This is a genomic window from Ornithinibacillus massiliensis (genome assembly GCF_018310345.1).
Lineage (GTDB): Bacteria > Bacillota > Bacilli > Bacillales > Amphibacillaceae > Ornithinibacillus > Ornithinibacillus massiliensis.
Genome location: NZ_JAGXBY010000005.1, coordinates 215,582 through 236,811, shown reverse-complemented (window position 1 = coordinate 236,811; position 21,230 = coordinate 215,582). Strand labels below are relative to the sequence as shown.

Sequence of the window (21,230 nt, the reverse complement as noted above, 5' to 3'; positions counted from 1 at the left end):
ATTAATTATGCATAAGTACGTATAAAAAATCACCTTGTTTCAAATTCACTCTTGATTGACTCTAGTAAATCTTTATTGGTAATAATATCAAACCCTGTTCCAGCCAGTGCCAATGCACCAGATTTAAGAGTTTTGTACCCATCCTCTGTTATCGTTTGCTCGGCAAATTGCTTTGTATGTGCAACTAGACCAGGCTTATTTAACCCGATATAAGGATGTATAGCAGGAACAACCTGACTCACATTGCCCATATCAATCGAACCGTACGATTGCTTGGCTGCTAGTATAGGTAAATCACTAGTTTGTGCTAAGTTTTTTGTAAAAGCATCTGATAAAGACTGGTTTGTAATCATATCGTCATAACTAAGTTCATAATTAGATATCTCCAAAGTCGTTCCTGCCATTAGCGCTGCACCGGTGGCTATATTCTTAACCTTTTCCACTACTTCATTTAAATAAGAACGTGCTTTTGCTCGAATATAAAATTGTGCCACCGCATAATCAGGAACGACATTTGCCGCTTTTCCTCCCTCTGTTATAACGCCATGGATACGTACATCAGTCGGAAGGTGTTCCCTTAAAGCATTTATACCGTTGAACAATTGAATAACACTATCTAGCGCATTAATCCCTTTCTCTGGGGATGCCGCTGCATGAGAGGCTTTTCCAGAATACGCAAATTGAATTGCATCCATGGCAAGGGACTCTCCACTAACATAGGACTGATCACTAGGATGTAATATCATCGCAACATCCATATCGTCAAATACTCCTTGCTCACTCATCGGTACTTTAGCACCATTTGTTTCTTCTGCTGGTGTACCAAGAACAACCACACTTCCTCCGATTTCCTGAATCACTTTACTAAGCGTGATTCCTGCTCCAACACTCATCGTCCCGATTAAATTATGCCCACAGCCATGACCAACCCCCGGAAGTGCATCATATTCAGCAAGGTAGGCAATTTTCGGACCAGGCTTTCCACTTGTATATTCCGCCTTAAAAGCAGTTGGTCGTCCAACAATTCCTGTTTCAATAGAAAAACTATGTTTCTCCAATAGAGAGGTTAGAAGTTTCATAGATTCATACTCTTGATCACCTAACTCTGGATGATCATACATTTGCTTACAAATATCCCATAAATCTTGTTCAATACCTTGGAGTTCATCCTTCAATAATTGTTTCATGTCTCATTCACCTTTGTGTATTATTATTAATTAATATGTATATTTATACCACTTTATTGATTTTTATTCAATACTTTTTTGAAATATCTAGTGTTTGTATACACAAGGAGATAAAATTTCGTATGGTTAAACGGAGAAATCTTCTGTTACTTACTAGAATAGAAGGGTAGTAGAAGATCACCAATTTATCAAGTTAGTAAAGTAAAAACCCACATTTGCTCGTATCTAGCGAATGTGGTTTTTTTGTTCTTATGCTTGCAGATCATTTCCAATTAGTTAAAAAGGGAGGGGATTTCCTTGCTCAATTGGGTAACAGATGCTCCTTCTGTTACCTTTTCTGCTTTTCCTCCTCATTTAGGTCACTGAGATAATCCCTCTGTTACCTTTTTCTGCTTTTCCTCCTCATTTAGGGCACTGAGATAACCCCTCTGTTACCTTTTCACGCTTTTCTTCTTCATTTAGGGCACTGAGATAACCCCTCTGTTACCTTTTTCTGCTTTCCTTCCTCATTTTGGGCACTGAGATAACCCCTCTGTTACCTTTTCACGCTTTTCTTCTTCATTTAGGGCACTGAGATGAACCCTCTGTTACCTTTTTCTGCTTTCCTTCCTCATTTTGGTCATTGAGACGTACACTCGGTTACCTTTTCCCGCTTTTCTTCCTCATCTAGGTCACTGAGATGACTCCTCTGTTACCTTTTTCCGCTTTCCCTCCTCATTTTGGTCACTGAGATGACTCCTCTGTTACCTTTTTCTGCTTTCTTTCCTCATCTAGGTCACTGAGATGACTCCTCTGTTACCTTTTTCCGCTTTCCCTCCTCATCTAGGTCACTGAGATGACTCCTCTGTTACCTTTTTCCCCTTTCCCTCCTCATTTTGGTCACTGAGACTTCTCCTCTGTCACCTTTTTCTTCCTTCTTTCCTCATCTAGGTCACTGAGATGACTCCTCTGTTACCTTTTTCCCCTTTCCTTCCTCATTTAAGTCACTGAGATGAACCCTCTGTTACCTTTTTCCCCTTTCCTTCCTCATTTAAGTCACTGAGATGAACACTCTGTCACCTTTTACTGCTTTTCTCCCTCATCTAAGTCACAGAGGCTCTCTCGCTGCTTCTAATAACAAAACTACCATCATCCCCGCTCGTCCCATAGAGAATAGACTTTCCGCATTCTGGCGGGAAAGATTCCTATTCTATGCTTTCCTATCCGTCAAAAAAGGGCCTGGGAATTCTCCCAAGCCCTTGCACTATTATTAATATGCTTTTGCCCAATACACCATTTCTTTGGCTTCTTTACCACAGCATACACATGTATCTGCAACTTTTTCTGCTTCAAACGGAATACAGCGGGATGTCGCAGTTGTTTCTTCTTTAATTTTTTCTTCGCATGCAACGTCTCCACACCACATTGCTTTGATAAATCCACCTTTTTCATCAAGCGTTTGTTTGAATTCATCCATTGTGGTTGCGACCGTAGTCTTTTCATTACGATGTGCTAGTGCTTTATCGTAAAGATTTTGTTGGATTTCTTCAAGCAATGCTGGTAAACGGCTTTCTAATTCATTTAGAGCGACAAATTCTTTTTCGCCTGTATCACGACGAACTAGAACCACTTGCTCTTTTTCTATATCTTTTGGACCCATTTCAATACGAACTGGGATTCCTTTCATTTCATACTCATTAAACTTCCAACCAGGCATTTTATCACTTGCATCAATATCTACTCGTAGAATCGATTGTAGTTGATCTCGTAAATCGTATGCTTTATCTAATACGCCTTCTTTATGCTGAGCAATTGGAACGATCATTGCTTGAGTTGGTGCGATTCTTGGCGGAACGACTAAACCACGATTATCGCCGTGAACCATAATTAACGCACCCATAATACGTGTTGAAAGACCCCAAGAGGTTTGGTGGACATATTGGCTCTTTCCATTTTCATCTAAATAGGTAATATTGAATGCTTCAGCAAAGCCTGAACCAAAGTGGTGAGAAGTTCCAGATTGTAGGGCTTTCCCATCATGCATGAGTGCTTCAATGGTTAATGTATATTTTGCACCGGCGAATTTTTCCTTATCGGTTTTACGTCCACGTAGGACTGGAATTGCGAGGTACTTTTCTACTAAATCAGCATATACCTCTAACATGCGATCTGTTTCTTGTGAAGCATCTGCATCTGTCGCATGTGCTGTATGACCTTCTTGCCAATGAAATTCAGATGAACGTAAGAATGGGCGTGTTGTCTTTTCCCAACGTACGACATTCCCCCATTGGTTGTACAGTTTCGGTAGATCACGATAGGAGTGAATGTTTTTAGCGTAGTAGTCACAGAAAAGTACTTCTGAAGTTGGACGTACTGCGATTTTTTCTACTAATTCTTCATCTCCACCATGGGTTACCCATGCAACCTCTGGAGCAAAACCTTCAACATGGTCTTTCTCTTTTTGAAGTAGGCTTTCTGGAATGAATAGTGGGAAGGCAACATTTGAGTGACCTGTTGCTTTAATCATGCGGTCTAATTCGTCTTTGATGTTCTCCCAAATTGCATAGCCATATGGCTTGATGATCATCGTTCCCCTAACTTGACCATAGTCTACTAGCTCAGCTTGTTTTACAACATCTGTATACCACTGTGCAAAGTCGTCTTCCATAGCGGTAATTTTCTCTACAAACGCTTTGTTTTTCTTACCCATAATAACACCTCGTTTTATTTATAGTATTTCTTATAAAAGATAGCTTCTTAGCTTAATCAACGGACGGATGGTGATCCAGGCTCTTTTACTTATCACTTTCCGAAGAAAAATCTAGGATAAACGTTACAAAGACATAGAGAGGTCGCACCAATGTTAATTCTCTTACTAGTCTACGTAAATCAACTACATGAGAAAATTTTTATAAACACAAAAAAACCTCTATCCGTATAAGGGACCGAGGCTTGGTGGTACCACCCTTGTTTACTTCATACTTACGATAAGTAGAAAGCACACTTAGCTTGATAACGGTCAAGGACCGCGCACTTCTTCTTGGGTCATTCTCTTCTGAAGGCGAACTCCAAGGCAGGTTCCAATTTACGTCTATGGGAATTCTCACCAACCATTCCCTCTCTGAATAGACAGTCTAAATTGTACTAATCCTTATCAACGTTTCTAGATATTTTGATATTAAGTTTAATATAAGTTGCCATTTGTAGAAAGTCAAGTTTTCAGGAGAAAATGTTTGTGTCAAGTTTTTCTCAACCTAATTGTTATATACTATTTTCGGTACTTTATTTTTGTATACATAAATTGAGAAAAATAACCTTCATAATATTGAGAAAATATATTGCAATGCAAGTATAATTTCCATTAAATGAAAAAGCTGCCTTTGATTACAGGCAGCTCTTCCATCGAATCCAATCTTTATTACTTATCATCAATCTCAATATTATCCCCTTCTTCCAAAGGCGGATCTTCTATAGGACCTTCTGGGTCATTCCCGAAAAAGTCTGTATTAGGCGGGGCTGAAGCATTATTGCTAACACGTATCTCCACTGTATATGTCATCGGCACGAATTCATTAAATTTACTCATACCTACCACAGTCCCCTTTACTTCCGGGGCATAGACATACTTAACAATATATTTAATATCAGCGCCTTTTGATTGATATTCGTCAAAAAACAACCTTGGCAAATCACCTTCTGATTGTCCACGAAAATCACCCAAATACGGTTTTCCTAATGAATAAGTAACCGTAACATTTTTATTATCTTTATCCGTTAATTTTGTATCTGCTTTAACAGACTGTGAAATTAGTCTTCCATAAGAAACCTCTTCGTTAAAGACTTGTTTCACTGTCACCTCTAGATCCGGGTAATTGGTAGCAGCTTCGTCCGCAGTCACTTCTCCAAAATTAGGAACTACTGTGGCTTTACCTGCCGATACAACTACTTTCATTTTATCTCTTTTAGCAATTTTTTCCTCTGGGTCTTCGCTTTGGCTAATAATTATTCCTGCTTCAACACTATCAGAGTCTGCTTCTTCATATGTCATATCAATTTCATTGGCTTCTGCCCATTTTTCCACTTCTTCTTTAGTAGCTCCCGTAAAGTTCGGTATGGTGATATTCTTTTCGAAGACTTCTTTCCCCTTAGAATAGTAGACGGCAGCACTGTCTTTACGCATATATTCTGATGGATCAATTTCACTATCCTTAATGGTTAGCTTAATAAATTCGCCTTCTTCCAAATCATCACTATACTCTGTGACCATCTGCAGATTTTCCGCTTTGTTTTCATCAATCCAATTCCTGGCTTCCTCTTGACTCATTACTGAAAAGTCAGGAAGCGGAATAACCTCTTCTGGATCCGGACCTAAACTACTAGTTAATTGGAGCGTCTTCCCTTTTCTAATTTTGTCACCAGCAGATACACTCTGTGAAATAATCTTATTTGCATCATGTTCCATACTATATTCTTGTGTTAATTCAATTTCTACATCATTTTCTTTCGCCCAAGTGCGAGCATCTGAAACAGGCTTGTCCACAAAATCTTCCACCTTCACATGGACGAGCATATAATATACGAAGAAAATTACTATACAAGCTAAGACAGATCCTGAAATAATTAGCCACATCCGAAGTCTTTTTTTCCTAGCATAGTCTAGATCAATCTCAACATCTTCTTCCGCATCCTGTCGTCTAACGCTTCTAGAAGATAAAGGGCCCGAATTAAGCAGGGCACCATGATCAGGCACTGTTTCTTCCGATTCCACAGCAGAGGCTTGTTCTTCCTGCTTCTGCTGTGGTTCTGATTCTAGTTCTGGCAGAGTCTCCTCTTCCTTTTCTTGCTCTTCGGTTATTTTTTTATCTTCTTTTTCATTCACCAAATCATCATATTTATCTTTGTTAAATTTTGATAAGAAGTCACTCATAGGAAGATAGTACACCCTTCCTCAAATGAAAAGCCTGATCAGACTGCTTAGCAATTTCATTGGAGTGTGTAACCACAATGACACATTTCCCATGTTCATGTGCCAATTTTATAAAGATATCAATAATCTCCTGCTCCATCTCTTCATCAAGGTTTCCTGTAGGCTCATCAGCAAGAATTAATTCCACGTTTGTGGCCAGTGCACGAGCAATAGCTACACGCTGCTGTTCTCCCCCAGAAAGTTTATTAACGCGACGATCTGCTTTGCTTTTTACAATACCGATGTAATCTAGTAAATTATAAGCCACTGTCTTTGCGTCTTCTGGAACTTCATTTTCCGTAATCGACATTGGAATCAGAACATTCTCCACCGCTGTAAAAGTCGGGATTAAATTGTAGCTTTGAAAAATAATCCCGATGTTATTACGGCGATACTTTTCGTAGCCAATTTTTTTAATGTCCTCTTCGTTAAATAATACGGACCCACTATGCGGAGAATCCAAGGCACTGAGTAATGATAGTAAGGTGGTTTTACCTGAACCAGACTGCCCTAAAATCGTATAAAACTTACCCTTTTCGAAAGAGACAGATGTATCTTTTAATATATAACGACGCATGTCTCCATCTTGATAATAATAATTTAAGTCCTTCGCTTCTAATATCATAATCTCACCCCTCTATTACATCAGTATTTTCTTCGGATTAAGTCTAACAATATATATTAACGGGATAACTGTTGAAATTAAAATCGTCAATAGGCCGATTCCATAGAATGCTAGAATGTAGCTGGAATTAAGGGTAACCTCATAAGAGGCTAACACATCATCTGTTGTCAAATCCGATTCAAACATGCCACCATAATAAATATAATCGTTATAATGATCATCAGTATCTGCTTTCACCATCGCATCGGATACTTGTGCAGCTAAGAAGTTTCCGCTGAATAAGGATATCGTAATACCAATGACCGCAACAACCATTACTTCAATTAGAATTTGCCCAACTACACGGCCCCGTCGTTCTCCTAACGATAAGTAAATACCTAACTCGCGCTTTCGGTCTCTTAAGAATAGTAGGACTACTAAACCTGTGATAAGCACCGTTGCAACTACTGCAGCTATTAGAACATATTTTGATAGATTGGACATGGACTTCACTGGACCTGCAATGCTGTCATAGTGATCCGTAGCACTGACTATAGTATAAAATTCTGGCAGTAAAGGAAGGGCCTCTTCCTCAAATGCCTCCTTATCTTCAGGACTGTTTAAAACAAATAGTGGTGTATAATATTCGAAGACTTCCTCTTCCCCTTGCATCATTTCTGCATACTCTTCATCCGTTTTCAAATACTCTTCCCACTGGTAGACCATTTCACTACGGACAATCTCATTTGGAACATACACGGTATTTTGATAGTCGATATCCATCCAGTCGAACATACCATCTGAATCTACCTCTACATCTTCTTTAACAGATTGAGATTCAAATAATCCAATTATTTCTAATACGACATCACGAGAAGTAACTAACTCCTCCACACCTGTCTCATCATCATATGTATAGACCGCATTAGATAACGTAAAGGTATCTCCGACATGAAGATTATTTTTTTCTGCTAATTTTGTTGATATAATGGCAACAGCTGTACCTTTATCCACTTCTTCTTGGGTAAAGACACGACCATCAACTAACTTGCCCTTCTGCTCTTCAAAATCAAGGACAGGGGCATAGTTAATTCCTTTCAGCGTAAAATCCATGCTAGGTCCATATTGGACAAGTTCCTCTTCCATATCTCCCTTATAACTTTCTATACTTTCAGATCCTAGCATGGTTGACATACTATAATCATAATATTTTACATAGGATAACTCCCCAATTTGTTTAATCAAATCAACGCCTATGTTTTCCATCTCTACATTCATCATTTCTTCTTCGCTTAGCTTGTCATATTCTTCCCAATCATATTCAATTGTAGCAGAAGCTCCAAGCCTATCTTTAATGTTATTCTCGACATTACCAGTAGCTTGTTGAATAGAAATTGCACCAGATATTAGGTTTCCTAAAATAAATATAACGGCTAATAAAATTAATGATTTACCTTTCTTTCTCGTAATACCTAAAAATCCACGTTTAATAAAATTCATTACAAACCCCCTCACAAAAAAATATACTTTTGATTTTTATAGATTCTATTACACTATTAATATTATTTAGAATGGTTACCTTCTATCCAAGCGCATCCCTGGATAAAACCTCTCACCTCATTTTTTAATGATGTAGTATTTTTGTAACATAATTGTATTATATTGGTAACAAGTCAGAAAAACAACAAAAATTTTGTGAAATTCCCGTAATTCACCCAACTAAATAGAGCCATGAAAAAATAGGCTATCTCAGATAATCTCCTCTAAAATAGCCCACTGTCTATTTAACTATTTCCCTTTCTTAATGCCGCTACAATATTATCCTTCTTTATTTTAGAAGTTGACTAAATCAATGCAGCTTATCCACTAAAAAATAATCGTAAAAACAAATATAATAATCATCACCATCTGGATAATTACTTTTGCAACTGTTCCGCCTAAGAAGCCAAGCAAGGAGCCAATGGAAGCCATAAATGCCTCTTTCAGCGTTCTTTTTTGCATCATTTCAATCACAAGAACTGCGATAAATGGAATAATAATAATTCCAAATGGAGGTATAATAAAAGACCCTACAATAACAGCTATCGCAGCAGCACGTTCCCCCCATTTACTGCCTCCAAACTTCTTGACAAAGTAACTATTGGCAACAATATCTGCTACAAATAATAGAACGGTTAATATTGCTACTGCAATCCAGAAAAGCCATCCTAATTCATCACTATTGATTCCGAACTGATACAATAAAAACCCAATCCAAATTAATAGTACAGAAGGAATAATCGGATAAATAACACCAATAAAGCTAACGATGAATAATACCACTATTAAAATCCAAAGAATCACATCTAACATGGACTATCCCCCTACCATTATTTTTCTTTCATTCTAAGCATGTTGGAAAGCTTTTTTCTTTATTCGTATGAATACGTTTATAGTTTCCCTAATGGTTCCAAACACTTACTATAGAAGTAGTACTACACCATCAATACAATAAGTCCAAAACATAGATCAACTAGTGAGCAAATCACTTAAATTCATTCTAATATAAGTCAATGAAATTGGATAGCTAGTTTATACCACGATAAAGGAGATTGTAAATGAGAACGTTGGGGCGAGTTACGATTACATTCGGAATCATTGTAATTGCATTAGGTTTAGTTGGGTATTTACTTTATCACTATTTAGGCTTTAGTCGTTATGAATTTCACGGAAAAAATGCTCCCATCCCAACAGAGCTCCACCCTATAGTCGACGAAAAGGCAAAGCAATTAGTAGAACAAGCCAAACAACAAGGAATAACCATTATCATTACCGAATCCATTCGCTCATTTGACAGGCAAAATGAACTTTATGCCCAAGGGCGTACGAAAGAAGGAAATATCGTAACATACGCTCAGGCTGGGGAATCCTACCATAACTACGGACTCGCAATTGATTTTGCGATAATGGATTCAGATGGTAATTTAACATGGGATATACAGTATGATGGGAATAATAATACGATTCCCGATTGGGACGAAGTGGTAGCCATTGCCAAGGAGTTAGGCTTCGAATGGGGTGGAGATTGGACAAGATTTAAAGACTATCCTCACCTACAAATGACATTCGGACTATCCATTCAACAGTTAAAGCTTGGAATTAGGCCAAAGAATGAGATGCCTACGGAGTGATGTTATCCCTAAAATTCCTTATTATATAGACATTACATCCATATTCTAGTAAAATAAAAATATCTCGAATTCGAGATAAATTCACATGGAGGTTATGAATATGTATTTAAAAGGTATCCATCATGTATCGGCAATTACTGCTAACGCGAGTAAGAACTATGATTTCTATACCAAAGTACTTGGGATGCGCCTGGTGAAAAAGTCCGTTAACCAAGACGACCCGTCGGTATATCATTTATTCTATGCAGATGAAGTAGGTAGACCAGGAACAGACCTAACCTTTTTTGAAATTCCCAATGCTGGTAGGACACATCCTGGAAACAATAGTATTACAGGGACCTCTTTACGTGTGCCTAATAATAGAGCATTAGCCTATTGGATCAATAGATTTAATCAATATCAGGTAGAACATGATGGAATAACGGAAGAAAATGGACGTCAAGTTATCCATTTCCGTGACCATGAACATCAACGTTTAACCCTCGTTTCCGATGAGAATAACCAAGGAGTTGCTGGTGGGAAACCTTGGAAACAAAGTCATGCGTCAGTAGAAAATGGAATAATTGGGCTAGGACCCGTTAAACTAACCGTTCCTAATGCAGAACCAACTATTGCTGTCTTAACGGAAGTACTTTCCTTTAAACAGGTAGCAAGCTATCCCTCACCTATTAAAGACCAAGAGGACATCCTTGTATTTGTGACTGGTGAAGGTGGAACAGGGGCAGAAGTCCATTTAGAAGTTAGACAAGACTTACCTCGAGAAAGACCTGGTCGTGGAAGTGTTCATCATGTTGCGTTTCGTGTAGAAAATGATGAAGAACTAGAAAAATGGCGACAAATCTTGATCGAAAATCGCTTACCGAACTCGGGGATTGTGGATCGATATTATTTTAAAGCACTATATTTTAGAGAACCTAATCGCATCTTATTCGAACTATCTACTGATGGACCTGGCTTTGCTACCGATGAAGATGTGGACCATCTCGGTGAACAACTGGCCCTTCCACCATTCTTCGAGGATAGACGAGACGAAATTGAATCAAAATTAAAACCATTAGATACTACTAACTAAACGTAATGTTAACTTGTAAAATACACCCACAAGATAGCACGTAACCTGCTTCGGAAAGACCGGTAATAGTGAATCCTCTATACACGAGAATACTCCCAACAAGGCATATCGGTGACTCTGTGAGGTCTTTCCGAACAGGGGCATGCTAATCATAGCACAATCTCCCCTTCCAAGCTGGCAATAAACACGATTTAGGTTCTCAAGTACCCTCTAAAATCAGTTTCTGTCAAAAGATCTAATCTACTTGTCCAAAATAAAAAAGAGCATAAAACCGAACCTGATTTTACACTCCACTCTATTAGCTATGATCACGAGAAGATGAATTTCCTTGATTACGCTCCGCTTCTTCTTCTACATTCGATGGAAGCGGGTCCACTTTATGTTTATAACTATATCCCTTATCCAATGTTAGAATCGATAGATATAAAACAATTCCCGTTATAAGAATACATATAACCGCCACAACCCAAATCACTTTTTACGCCTCCTTTACGTCCAAACTCTGTTGCATCTATTCTAACATAGTTTCGGAAAGAGTAAGTTACAAATTATGGACTGTTTTGTCGAATTTTAAGGATTCTTTAGGATTATTCAACATGAACTAGTATCTTTAAGAATCAAAGAGCTCTTCCGCTTTTACATATTTTTAATCAGATTAAATTTAAATTATCAGAACATATCCAATTTGAGTCCAATTCTATATATCGATAACATGTTAATTGTAGCTATTTACTGAGAAAAATCTTAGTTCCTTGTTCTTCTTTTTACATAAGATCCATTCCACAATACATCCGACTATTCGTTGGAGTATTCAATTTATAGGAGGTTTTATTAATTTATGAAGAAAGTATGGTTAATTTCAGTCCTGTTCATCACGATAGCGCTCTTAGTAGCATGTGGTTCAGATGGAGGAGATAAACTAGCCAAGCTTCAAGACGAAGGTAAAGTCACCATCGGATTTGCCAATGAAAAGCCCTATGCTTATGAGGAAGATGGTGAATTAAAAGGGGCGGCAGTTGATATTGCAAAAGCAGTATTTGCTGAACTTGGTGTAGAAGAAGTGGAATCCGAATTACTAGAGTTTGGGCAGTTAATCTCCGGGATTAACGCTGGACAGTTTGACGTTATTACTGCTGGAATGGCTATCCAACCAGACCGTTGTGAAAATGTTGCGTTTGGAGAGCCAGAGATGATGTATGGGGAAGGATTAATTGTCCAACAAGGGAACCCTCTTAATTTAGAAAGCTATGAGGATATTGCCAATAACCCAGATACTATTATCGCGGTCATGCAAGGAGCAACAGAAAATGAATTCCTAATAGATTCTGGTGTTGATCCAAGTCAGATCCTTTCCGTACCCGATATTCCAGCATCTATTGCCGCTGTCCAATCAGGGCGTGCAGATGCTACTACTGGAACAGAAATGACGATTAAAGATGCATTAGCTTCTGCAAACACAGATGAATTAGAATTCGTAGAAACATTTGAACAACCAGACGTTGAAGGTGTTCCTAGCTATGGGGCAGCAGCATTTAATCAAGAAGACACAGCATTAGTTGAGGCTTATAATGAAGTACTTGCTGATTTAAAAGCTGATGGTACAGTTGCTGAGCTACTTGAGAAAAATGGCTTCAGCGAGCAGATGAACATGGTTCCAGGGGATATTACAACTGAAAAAATCTGCAACGGTGAAATCTAGAAATTTATCTACAGGGCTCCATAGGGTTTCCCCACTCAGGGGTCAATCCTATGGAGTTTTTATATGGAGGAGTGATTAAAATTAATGCCATTATAGAAGTTTTCCCAGTATTGATAAGGGGTATCCATATTACCATTACAGTATTTATCTTATCTGTAATTTTCGCTTATCTATTTGCCTTTATTGCCGGCTTTTCCCGATTATCCAACAATAGAATGGTTCGAGGAATTACTGGTTTCTATGTAGAGATTTTCCGTGGTACCTCCTTAATTGTACAGTTATTTTGGCTATACTATGCTATTCCAATGCTATTTAATATTGGAATTGATAATAAGCTTATGGCGGGAGTATTAGCAATATCGCTTAACTATGGGGCCTATATGTCTGAAATTGTTCGTGGATCTATTTTAGCAGTGGATAAAGGGCAAACAGAGGCTTCTATCGCCCTTAATCTCTCGCGTATTCAACGTATAAGAGTTATTATTTTCCCTCAGGCACTGCGAATGATGTTACCGGAGTTCGGCAATTATTCCATTCAAATGCTCAAAGCTACATCCCTTGTTTCCTTGATCGGGATGACAGATATTCTATATCACGGTAATATTCTAAGAAGCACTGATCTATCTCAAGCACCAACCGTTTACTTCTTGTTATTAGTATTCTATTTTATTATGGCACTGCCACTAATTCTCCTTACTCGTAAATGGGAACAGATATCCAAGAGAGGAGTGGCTAGTACATGAATATAAATTGGAAATGGGATATGTTTTTTGAAGCCTTTCCTTTTATCTTACAAGGAATAGGAGTTACAATAGGATTAACATTTGCTTGCTTTTTATTTGCTTTACTATTTGGTTTCGTGTGGGTCTTTCTGAGGAGGATAAAATTCAAACCAGTCAACTGGCTCGTCACATGGACGATGGAATTCATTCGTTCCACCCCACCTTTAATTCAGTTATTCTTTATCTATTATGCATGGCCAATGATGCCTGGAGTTGGCGTATCACTATCCTCATTCGAAAGTGCTATAATTGGTTTAGGTATCCATTTTAGTACATATATTGGCGAAGTCTATCGTTCCGGAATAGAGGGTGTTGATAAGGGACAGTGGGAAGCATCTACCGCGCTCAACTTTTCAACGAGACAAAAGTGGACGAAAATCATTCTCCCACAAGCCATCCCACCTACCATTCCAATGATAGGAAACTATCTCATTATTATGTTTAAAGAAGTTCCACTTGCATCAACCATTGGGGTAGTGGGCATCTTAGCCTTAGCACAAACTTACGGAGCTTCTAACTTCCGAATGCTTGAGGCTTATACGATAGTAGCACTGATATTCCTCGTGCTAAGCTATCCTTCTGCAATTTTAATCAATAAACTAGAAAAGAGGATGAACCGGCGCTTTGATAAGAAAGCAGCGATTCAAGAAAACAAAGGAGCGGTTATTTAATGGTTGATTCCGTAATAGAGAATGAAAGTCGATTAATTTTTCCAGCTGATACTAAGCCAATAGTGGAATATAAGAATGTCCATAAATCCTTTGGAGATGTAGAAGTATTAAAAGGGTTAAACTTAGAAATTTATCCAGGGGAAAAAGTCGCGCTAATCGGTCCAAGTGGTTCTGGAAAAACAACGATTATTCGCATGCTAATGACATTAGAACAACCAACATCTGGAGAAATCATATTTGACGGCAAAAATCTATGGCATATGGAAAAGAAAGGGAAGCTTGTTCCAGCAAATGAAAAGCATTTACGAGAAGTCCGTGGGGATATTGGGATGGTGTTCCAGCACTTTAACTTGTTCCCTCATATGACGATTTTACAAAACTGTATGACAGCGCCTATTCATGTGAAAAAGGAATCCAAAGAGACGGCAAGGAAGCGTTCCATTGAAATGCTTGAGAAGGTTGGGTTAGGTGATAAATTAGACAATTATCCAAGTCAGCTATCTGGTGGTCAAAAGCAACGTGTTGCAATGGCTCGTGCCTTAGTAATGCGTCCTAAAATAATGCTGTTTGATGAAGTAACTTCTGCCTTAGACCCAGAATTAGTTGGCGAAGTGTTAGAGGTTATCCGTGATATTGCGAAAGAAGGAGAAATGGCGATGGTGCTTGTTACCCATGAGATGGATTTTGCACTGGATGTCGCAGACCGTGTCATCTTCTTAGATAATGGCGTTGTCGCGGAGCAAGGAACACCAAGTGAGGTTCTAGAGGAATCACATAATGAACGCTTGCAGCAGTTCTTACATCGTTTTAGGAGTTAATTGCTAGAAGCATAAAAGCTGTACGTGTAATGACCCACGTACAGCTTTTTTATTCTAAATCCTCACCGATAATTCTTACTTCACGTTCTAAACTAACGCCAAACTTTTCCTTCACGGTAGCCTGAACATGACGGATTAAACGAATATATTCGTCAGCAGTTGCATTGTCTTTATTAACAATAAAACCTGCATGCTTTAAAGAAACCTGTGCACCACCTATTTGTGTACCTTGTAGTCCACTATCTTGAATTAGCTTCCCAGCAAAGTAACCAGGAGGGCGCTTAAATACACTTCCACAGGATGGATATTCAAGTGGTTGCTTCGACTCGCGTTTGAAGGTTAAGTCATCCATTACCGCCTTTATTTCATCATAATCCCCTATCTCTAAGGCAAAGGTGGCTTCTAGTACAATATAGCCGTTATCAGCAATGTTACTAGTACGGTATGCTAAATCTAACGCTTTAGCAGGTAATGTTAGTACCTCACCATACCGATCTACGACAACCGCACTTTCTAAACAGTCCTTTATTTCTCCACCATAAGCACCAGCATTCATATATAATGCCCCACCTACAGAGCCTGGGATACCACAAGCAAATTCTAACCCGGTCAAGCGTTGGTTTAGAGCTTCTCGAGACGTATCAATAATACGTGCACCACTCTGTGCAACAACCTTTGTCCCAACGGTTTTAATCTCGTTTAATTTATATAAATTCATGACGATTCCGCGGATACCGCCATCTTTTACAATTAAATTAGAACCATTTCCTAGTAACGTAAATGGTACTTCTTCCTTATTCGCAAGCTTAACAATCTCACTTACTTCTTCATATGTTTCTGGTGTAACGAGCCAATCGGCTGCTCCACCAAGGCGTGTATAAGTATGTTTTTTTAAAGGCTCATTAACCAATACATTCTTCTCTGATGTAATGTTAATTAGCTTTTCATATACATGATGATTGATCACTACAAATCATTCCTTTAATCAAAGTCCAATTAGATAAACTCACATTATCAACATATGTGCGTTATTCTTATGCAAGTTGGAAAGATTACCCGAACTTCCCTATCTGCAAAAAAATCATCTTTAATCATTGTAAGTTATTTTTCGTTTTCATGCCACTTAATTGCGAATGCACTATTTTTATATGCCCTTTCCATTAATTGCATGCCAACTATTCGTAATGAGCCTTAAATTAACGTCTTCTGCTTTAAAATATACCAAGTAAAAAAAGCGGCAACACCAGCTAGAATAAGCTTCACTGCGATAAGTGGAACGACAAAAAAGATGGTAAATAGCATAGAAGTCCACAACAATATTACACCAGTAATCTTCGCAGATAAAGGAATTCCCTTACCCTCTCGGTAGTTTTTAATATATGGGCCTAGGTGCTTTTGTGTGATTAACCATTCATATAGCCTATCTGAGCAACGCACAAAGCACGTTGCGGCAAGAAGCAATAAAGGTGTCGTTGGGATTAGTGGGACTATGATACCGATAATTGCTAATCCTAGAGATATTAATCCAATAATAAGTAAACACATTCTTCTTATCATCTGTTAAACACCCACTATATTAGTAGTTACTGCTTAACACCATCCTATCATTTTAATCCTTTACTTCTTGCGCTACTTGGAAATATTATGTGACATCTTCCCCCGTTGCTCGATCCTGTGAAAGCTTGGTTCCCCTTTATCAAAGGTCGTTATATAGTTGAAGCCTAATGATGACAATATTTCTAAAGAGGCCTTAAATTCATACCCTAATGTATCGGCTCTATGAGAGTCAGAACCAAGAGTTATGATCTCCCCTCCCAATTCACGATACAGCTGTAAAATATCATTACTCGGCATTCCGCTATCCAATCCATATCGAAAGCCAGATGTATTTAACTCTATCCCCTTCCCCTTTGCTATAACTAATTTTAGAATTTCCGCAATTACTTCATGGAAATCGCTATTACTCCCCTGTTTGTATCGTTTTACTAAATCAAGATGGCCAAGAACAGAGAAATTGTCAAAATGCTGAATACAGTACAATAATTGCTCATAATAGGTCATATAAGCTTCCTCTATTGTTCTATTTTGAAAAAATTTACCAGAATGCAAATCCGTACGATCTGTTGTATGCATAGAACAAATTACAAAGTCAAAGTCCTCCTGCCTAACTAACTCCTTATACCGGTCTAAAAGCTGTGGCTCGACCCCAATTTCTATCCCTTTCTTAATAGTAATCCACTTCTGATAGCTTTCCTGCATTTGTTTTATACTGCAATCGTATGACACTAAATCAAACTCAAAGACGAATGATGGATCTGGATAATCATAATCTATATGCTCGGTAAAACAAATTTCCTTTAACCCCATCTCAATCCCTTTCTTAATAGTTTCCTCCATCGGCGTTGTACAATCCGCCGAATAATCACTATGTACGTGATAATCAAACATTAAGATTCCTCCCCATGACTTGACATTTACTTCCTTACCTTATAGAATACAATATAACTTTAGTTAGATAAAGTGATAAAGTGATAAATTAATAAAGTTTTAAAAGGAGTCTGTTATGGAACCCTATCCAAAACCATTTTTAAACATACAGGAATATGATGTGCAAGAATCCTTCATTCAAGTATTAAAGAATCGCTTTAAGCAGTATGGCTTTAACCAAGTTAAAGCACCTGCCTTTGAAACGTATGATCTCTATTCATCTGTTCAAGGTACGATTGCGCTAGATGACATGATTAAGTTCATTTCACCTGATGGAAAGGTTCTAGTATTGCGGCCTGATGTTACCATTCCAATTACACAATTAGCCATATCACAAAATGACGAATTCGAAAAAGAAGCACGCTACTCATACATACTTGATGTCTTTAGAACTTCTTTTCAAGCCAAATATGGTTATGTCAAAACACAAGCAGGTGTAGAGCTACTTGGAAATCCTCACGCCGAAGCAGATATGGAAGTAATTTCTCTTGCTATTGATTGTTTACTAGATTTAGAGTTTACCAATTTCAAGATAGAAATGGGGCATGCGGGGGTCGTAAATGAGATACTCCGAATGCTATCTCTTTCCAAGGAACAAGAGGATCAATTTAAGCAGCTCATCATCTCGAAGAACTTTACTGGTCTAGAGGAGTTCTTATCTAGGCTCGACATAGAACCATCCATGAAAGAGTGATTGCTAACGATCCCTCTTCTATACGGTAAACCAGATGAGGTGTTGAATAAGGCTTTATCACTCTCCCTCACGAATAAGATGACGAGTGCACTGCATCGATTAAAAGAGGTGTTTTCTATGCTAACCGAATATGGTTTTCGTGATTATATCGTCATCGATTTAGGACTGATTAGCAGCATGAGCTATTATTCCGATATCACCTTTCAGGGATATATTGAAAATATTGGCAAGCCCGTCTTATTTGGTGGAAGATATGACAATCTAGCTGAACAATTTGCCAGCCCAATACCAGCTATCGGATTTGCTTATGATGTTGACACCCTTCTCTCTGCAAGATCCAATCCGCTTCCAGTAAGAGAGCAAGTAGTCATTCGATTTGATGAGCAAAACATATCGGTGGCCATGCAATTAACTAAGCGGTTAAGAGCGTTACACTATCGAACCATTCTATCAAATAGAAATGAAGGAGCTAGTGGCACGTACGTCATTACCATTACAGAATCTGATAAAACGGTCATGTACGAAGGAGAGACCGAGCCATTTAACAGCGAGGAACAACTTCTACTACTATTACAATCGCTAAAGGAGGAGAATACATGCAACCGATAACGCTAGCTCTAGCAAAAGGTAGGACGATAAAAGGCACTATTCAATTACTCCATAAAGCTGGCTATAATTTTACAGACTTACAAGAGAATAGTAGAAAGCTCGTCTTCTTTGATTCGAAACAGGAAGTGCAACTGATCTTCGTAAAGGCTGTGGATGTCCCAACTTATGTGGAAAAAGGAGCGGCTGATCTTGGAATTGTTGGAAAGGATAATATTTTGGAATCCGCCAAAGATGTCTATGAAATGCTAGATTTAAAGGAAGGGAAATGTAAATTCGTCATTGCCGGTAAGGAATCCGCTACCCTAAACAAAAATCGACTAGTAGTAGCATCCAAATATCCATATATCGCAAATAGTCATTTTCAAAAAAAGGGTATCCAAGTAGAGACCATTAAATTAAATGGCTCTGTTGAGCTAGCCCCACTAATTGGTATGGCAGATGTCATTGTCGATATTGTAGAAACAGGTAGAACATTAAAAGAGAATGGACTTATCGTTTTAGAAGAGCTAGATGAAATAAGCACTAGATTAATTACGAACAAGGCTAGCTTTGCAACGAAAACGACTAGAATAGAGACGTTCATTCGCAATCTACAACAGGCTTTGGAGGGATAAGATGAAGATTATATCTGCAAATCAATTTATGATGCATAACCGTCACAACCTAGACCTCACCCAACAAGGGGTAGCGCTAGACGATACAGTTAAATCCATTATAGATAAAGTTAGAAAAGAAGGTGACAACGCCGTAAAAGAATTTACCGAGCTATTTGATGATGCCGTAATTGATAAGTTAACCGTTTCAGATTCAGAAATGGAGAAGGCAAAGAATATGGTAGGAGATCAGTTCGTAGAATCGCTACAGCTCGCTGCTAAAAATATTGAGGCCTTCCATCGAAACCAACAAGAAACATCGTGGTTTACGGACAACCCAAATGGCATCACATTAGGACAAAAGGTTACACCGATTGAGAAGGTAGGAATTTATATCCCAGGTGGAAAAGCGAATTACCCTTCTTCTGTTTTAATGAATGCAATCCCTGCCAAAATTGCTGGCGTAAGCTCCATTAGTATAGCAACTCCCCCAAGGCCAAATGGAAGCATTAATCCATATGTCTTAGTAGCTGCCTCTCTTATTGGAGTTAATCGGATATATAAAATGGGTGGTGCACAAGCCATTGCAGCACTTAGTTATGGAACAGAAACAGTCGAAAAGGTCTATAAAATCGTCGGACCAGGAAATACCTATGTGGCACGTGCTAAAAAATGGGTCTATGGTGATGTGGCTATTGATATGATTGCTGGTCCAAGTGAAATTTGTATCATTGCTGATGAATCTGCAAACCCTTCTTATGTTGCTGCTGACTTACTATCACAGGCAGAGCATGATGAGGAAGCAAGCGCTATTTGCATTACGACTAGCTCCACATTAGCTAATGAGATTGCCGCTGAGGTAACCAAACAATTGAGCGAATTAGAACGTCGTGAAATCGCACAGAAATCCATTCAAAATAAAGGGTGCATCATTCTTGCTAATTCTGAAAAACAAGCATTTGATTTAGCTAATCAAATAGCCCCTGAGCACTTACAGCTTATGGTATCCAATCCTTCAGCTAAACTCAGCCTAATAAAAAATGCTGGAGCCATATTCTTAGGGCCGTTTTCACCGGAACCACTTGGGGACTATCTCGCTGGTCCTAATCATACCTTGCCAACGAGTGGGACGGCGAAGTTTTCCTCACCACTTGGCGTGTATGACTTTATCAAGCGATCGAGTATTATCAGCTATTCTAAACAAGCATTACTAGAAGTAGCAGACACGATTGATTGTCTAGCTAGAACAGAAGGACTAAAAGGACATGCCATGTCTATCCAAATACGAAGGGACAGTGTTTTATGAGAAAGAGCTCATTATCGCGAAAAACAATGGAGACATCTATTCAATTAGAGCTATCTCTTGATGGAAACGGAACAGCCAGCATATGTACAGGAGTCGGGTTCTTCGACCATATGCTTACTCTATTCGCCAAGCATGGATTATTCGATTTATCCCTCGTATGTGATGGTGACTTAGAAGTCGATCAGCATCACACCGTGGAGGATATTGGTATTGTGTTAGGAACGGCATTTAACCGTTGTATTGGGGATAAAGAAGGTATTAATCGTTATGCGTCTGTCACAACACCAATGGATGAAGCACTGACTACTGTAACGATAGATATTAGTGGAAGACCTTATTTGGTTTATAACGTAGAAGGATTAAAGGAAAAGGTCGGTAATTTTGATACAGAGCTTGTAGAAGAATTTTTCCAAGCTTTCGTTAATCAAGCACAGATTAACCTACATATTAATCTACTTTACGGAAGCAATACACACCATATATTAGAATCAATTTTTAAAGCCTTTGGTCGCGCATTGGACACGGCCAGTATCAAAAATCCAAGAATTGTTGGGGTACCCTCTACGAAGGGAATGCTTTAATAAGGAGGGTTC

The 21,230-nt window shown here is 38.5% G+C and carries 19 protein-coding genes, 1 pseudogene and 1 other annotated feature; of the genes and pseudogenes, 10 read left to right on the top strand and 10 right to left on the bottom strand.

Translation table 11 applies throughout. From position 1 onward, the window contains the following. Positions 1 to 29: 29 nt before the first annotated feature. The 6 genes from KGF86_RS14995 to KGF86_RS14970 form a co-directional block, all read right to left on the bottom strand. Positions 30 to 1,187, bottom strand: a complete 1,158-nt coding sequence (locus KGF86_RS14995; protein WP_211742351.1) for a M20 family metallopeptidase — start codon at positions 1,185 to 1,187, stop codon at positions 30 to 32. Between the two features lie 1,249 nt (positions 1,188 to 2,436). After that, a complete protein-coding gene (proS, locus tag KGF86_RS14990; RefSeq protein WP_211742350.1) occupies positions 2,437 to 3,876 on the bottom strand; it encodes a proline--tRNA ligase in 1,440 nt (479 codons plus the stop codon). 227 nt (positions 3,877 to 4,103) lie between these two features. Continuing rightward, positions 4,104 to 4,333 (bottom strand) — a binding site (T-box leader). Between the two features lie 251 nt (positions 4,334 to 4,584). Continuing rightward, entirely contained in the window at positions 4,585 to 6,093 is a 1,509-nt protein-coding gene (locus KGF86_RS14985; RefSeq protein ID WP_186869640.1) for a PASTA domain-containing protein, read from the bottom strand. After that, complete coding sequence (locus tag KGF86_RS14980; RefSeq protein ID WP_211742349.1) at positions 6,086 to 6,757, bottom strand: ABC transporter ATP-binding protein; 672 nt, start codon at positions 6,755 to 6,757, stop codon at positions 6,086 to 6,088. Before KGF86_RS14980 ends, KGF86_RS14985 begins: the two co-directional genes overlap by 8 nt. Before the next feature lie 15 nt (positions 6,758 to 6,772). Next, positions 6,773 to 8,236, bottom strand: a complete 1,464-nt coding sequence (locus KGF86_RS14975) for an ABC transporter permease (protein WP_211742348.1) — start codon at positions 8,234 to 8,236, stop codon at positions 6,773 to 6,775. 366 nt (positions 8,237 to 8,602) lie between these two features. After that, entirely contained in the window at positions 8,603 to 9,088 is a 486-nt protein-coding gene (locus KGF86_RS14970) for a DUF456 domain-containing protein (protein WP_211742347.1), read from the bottom strand. A 245-nt stretch (positions 9,089 to 9,333) separates the two neighbouring features. Between KGF86_RS14970 and KGF86_RS14965 the strand changes: the two genes are divergently transcribed. Both KGF86_RS14965 and KGF86_RS14960 read left to right on the top strand, forming a co-directional pair. Further along, entirely contained in the window at positions 9,334 to 9,906 is a 573-nt protein-coding gene (locus tag KGF86_RS14965) for a M15 family metallopeptidase (protein ID WP_186869637.1), read from the top strand. A gap of 100 nt (positions 9,907 to 10,006) precedes the next feature. Continuing rightward, positions 10,007 to 10,978 carry a ring-cleaving dioxygenase gene (locus KGF86_RS14960; RefSeq protein ID WP_211742346.1) on the top strand — a complete coding sequence of 324 codons (972 nt, stop codon included), beginning with the start codon at positions 10,007 to 10,009 and terminating at the stop codon, positions 10,976 to 10,978. A 298-nt stretch (positions 10,979 to 11,276) separates the two neighbouring features. Here the strand turns inward: KGF86_RS14960 and ytzI are convergent, their stop codons facing one another. Beyond that, entirely contained in the window at positions 11,277 to 11,453 is a 177-nt protein-coding gene (ytzI, locus tag KGF86_RS14955; protein ID WP_186869635.1) for a YtzI protein, read from the bottom strand. A 363-nt stretch (positions 11,454 to 11,816) separates the two neighbouring features. On the opposite strand from ytzI, the gene ehuB reads away from it, so the two are divergent. Genes ehuB through ehuA form a run of 4 tightly spaced genes read left to right on the top strand, consistent with a single transcriptional unit; the run spans position 11,817 to position 14,948 of the window. Next, positions 11,817 to 12,677: an ectoine/hydroxyectoine ABC transporter substrate-binding protein EhuB gene (ehuB, locus tag KGF86_RS14950; protein WP_211742345.1), complete on the top strand. Its 861-nt coding sequence runs from the start codon at positions 11,817 to 11,819 to the stop codon at positions 12,675 to 12,677. A 50-nt stretch (positions 12,678 to 12,727) separates the two neighbouring features. Beyond that, positions 12,728 to 13,420 carry an ectoine/hydroxyectoine ABC transporter permease subunit EhuC gene (ehuC, locus tag KGF86_RS14945; RefSeq protein WP_186869633.1) on the top strand — a complete coding sequence of 231 codons (693 nt, stop codon included), beginning with the start codon at positions 12,728 to 12,730 and terminating at the stop codon, positions 13,418 to 13,420. After that, entirely contained in the window at positions 13,417 to 14,130 is a 714-nt protein-coding gene (ehuD, locus tag KGF86_RS14940) for an ectoine/hydroxyectoine ABC transporter permease subunit EhuD (protein ID WP_211742344.1), read from the top strand. The genes ehuC and ehuD overlap by 4 nt, the downstream gene beginning before the upstream one ends. Next, on the top strand, positions 14,130 to 14,948 hold the full coding sequence (gene ehuA / locus KGF86_RS14935; RefSeq protein WP_246521598.1) for an ectoine/hydroxyectoine ABC transporter ATP-binding protein EhuA: 819 nt from the start codon (positions 14,130 to 14,132) through the stop codon (positions 14,946 to 14,948). Before ehuD ends, ehuA begins: the two co-directional genes overlap by 1 nt. A gap of 49 nt (positions 14,949 to 14,997) precedes the next feature. Here ehuA and murB read toward each other — a convergent pair whose 3' ends face one another. The 3 genes from murB to KGF86_RS14920 form a co-directional block, all read right to left on the bottom strand. Further along, complete coding sequence (gene murB, locus KGF86_RS14930) at positions 14,998 to 15,912, bottom strand: UDP-N-acetylmuramate dehydrogenase (RefSeq protein WP_425516497.1); 915 nt, start codon at positions 15,910 to 15,912, stop codon at positions 14,998 to 15,000. A 227-nt stretch (positions 15,913 to 16,139) separates the two neighbouring features. Beyond that, entirely contained in the window at positions 16,140 to 16,505 is a 366-nt protein-coding gene (locus tag KGF86_RS14925) for a YbaN family protein (protein ID WP_186869630.1), read from the bottom strand. A 72-nt stretch (positions 16,506 to 16,577) separates the two neighbouring features. Continuing rightward, positions 16,578 to 17,396 carry a histidinol-phosphatase HisJ family protein gene (locus tag KGF86_RS14920; protein WP_211742342.1) on the bottom strand — a complete coding sequence of 273 codons (819 nt, stop codon included), beginning with the start codon at positions 17,394 to 17,396 and terminating at the stop codon, positions 16,578 to 16,580. A gap of 115 nt (positions 17,397 to 17,511) precedes the next feature. On the opposite strand from KGF86_RS14920, the pseudogene hisZ reads away from it, so the two are divergent. The 4 genes and pseudogenes from hisZ (at position 17,512) to hisB (ending at position 21,218) form a co-directional block, all read left to right on the top strand. Beyond that, a pseudogene (gene hisZ / locus KGF86_RS19395) lies at positions 17,512 to 18,738 on the top strand (ATP phosphoribosyltransferase regulatory subunit). Further along, complete coding sequence (gene hisG, locus KGF86_RS14905; RefSeq protein ID WP_186869627.1) at positions 18,726 to 19,352, top strand: ATP phosphoribosyltransferase; 627 nt, start codon at positions 18,726 to 18,728, stop codon at positions 19,350 to 19,352. Before hisZ ends, hisG begins: the two are co-directional and overlap by 13 nt. A 1-nt stretch (position 19,353) precedes the next feature. Next, on the top strand, positions 19,354 to 20,637 hold the full coding sequence (gene hisD / locus KGF86_RS14900) for a histidinol dehydrogenase (RefSeq protein WP_211742339.1): 1,284 nt from the start codon (positions 19,354 to 19,356) through the stop codon (positions 20,635 to 20,637). Continuing rightward, positions 20,634 to 21,218 carry an imidazoleglycerol-phosphate dehydratase HisB gene (gene hisB, locus KGF86_RS14895; RefSeq protein WP_186869625.1) on the top strand — a complete coding sequence of 195 codons (585 nt, stop codon included), beginning with the start codon at positions 20,634 to 20,636 and terminating at the stop codon, positions 21,216 to 21,218. Before hisD ends, hisB begins: the two co-directional genes overlap by 4 nt. Positions 21,219 to 21,230: the final 12 nt, after the last annotated feature.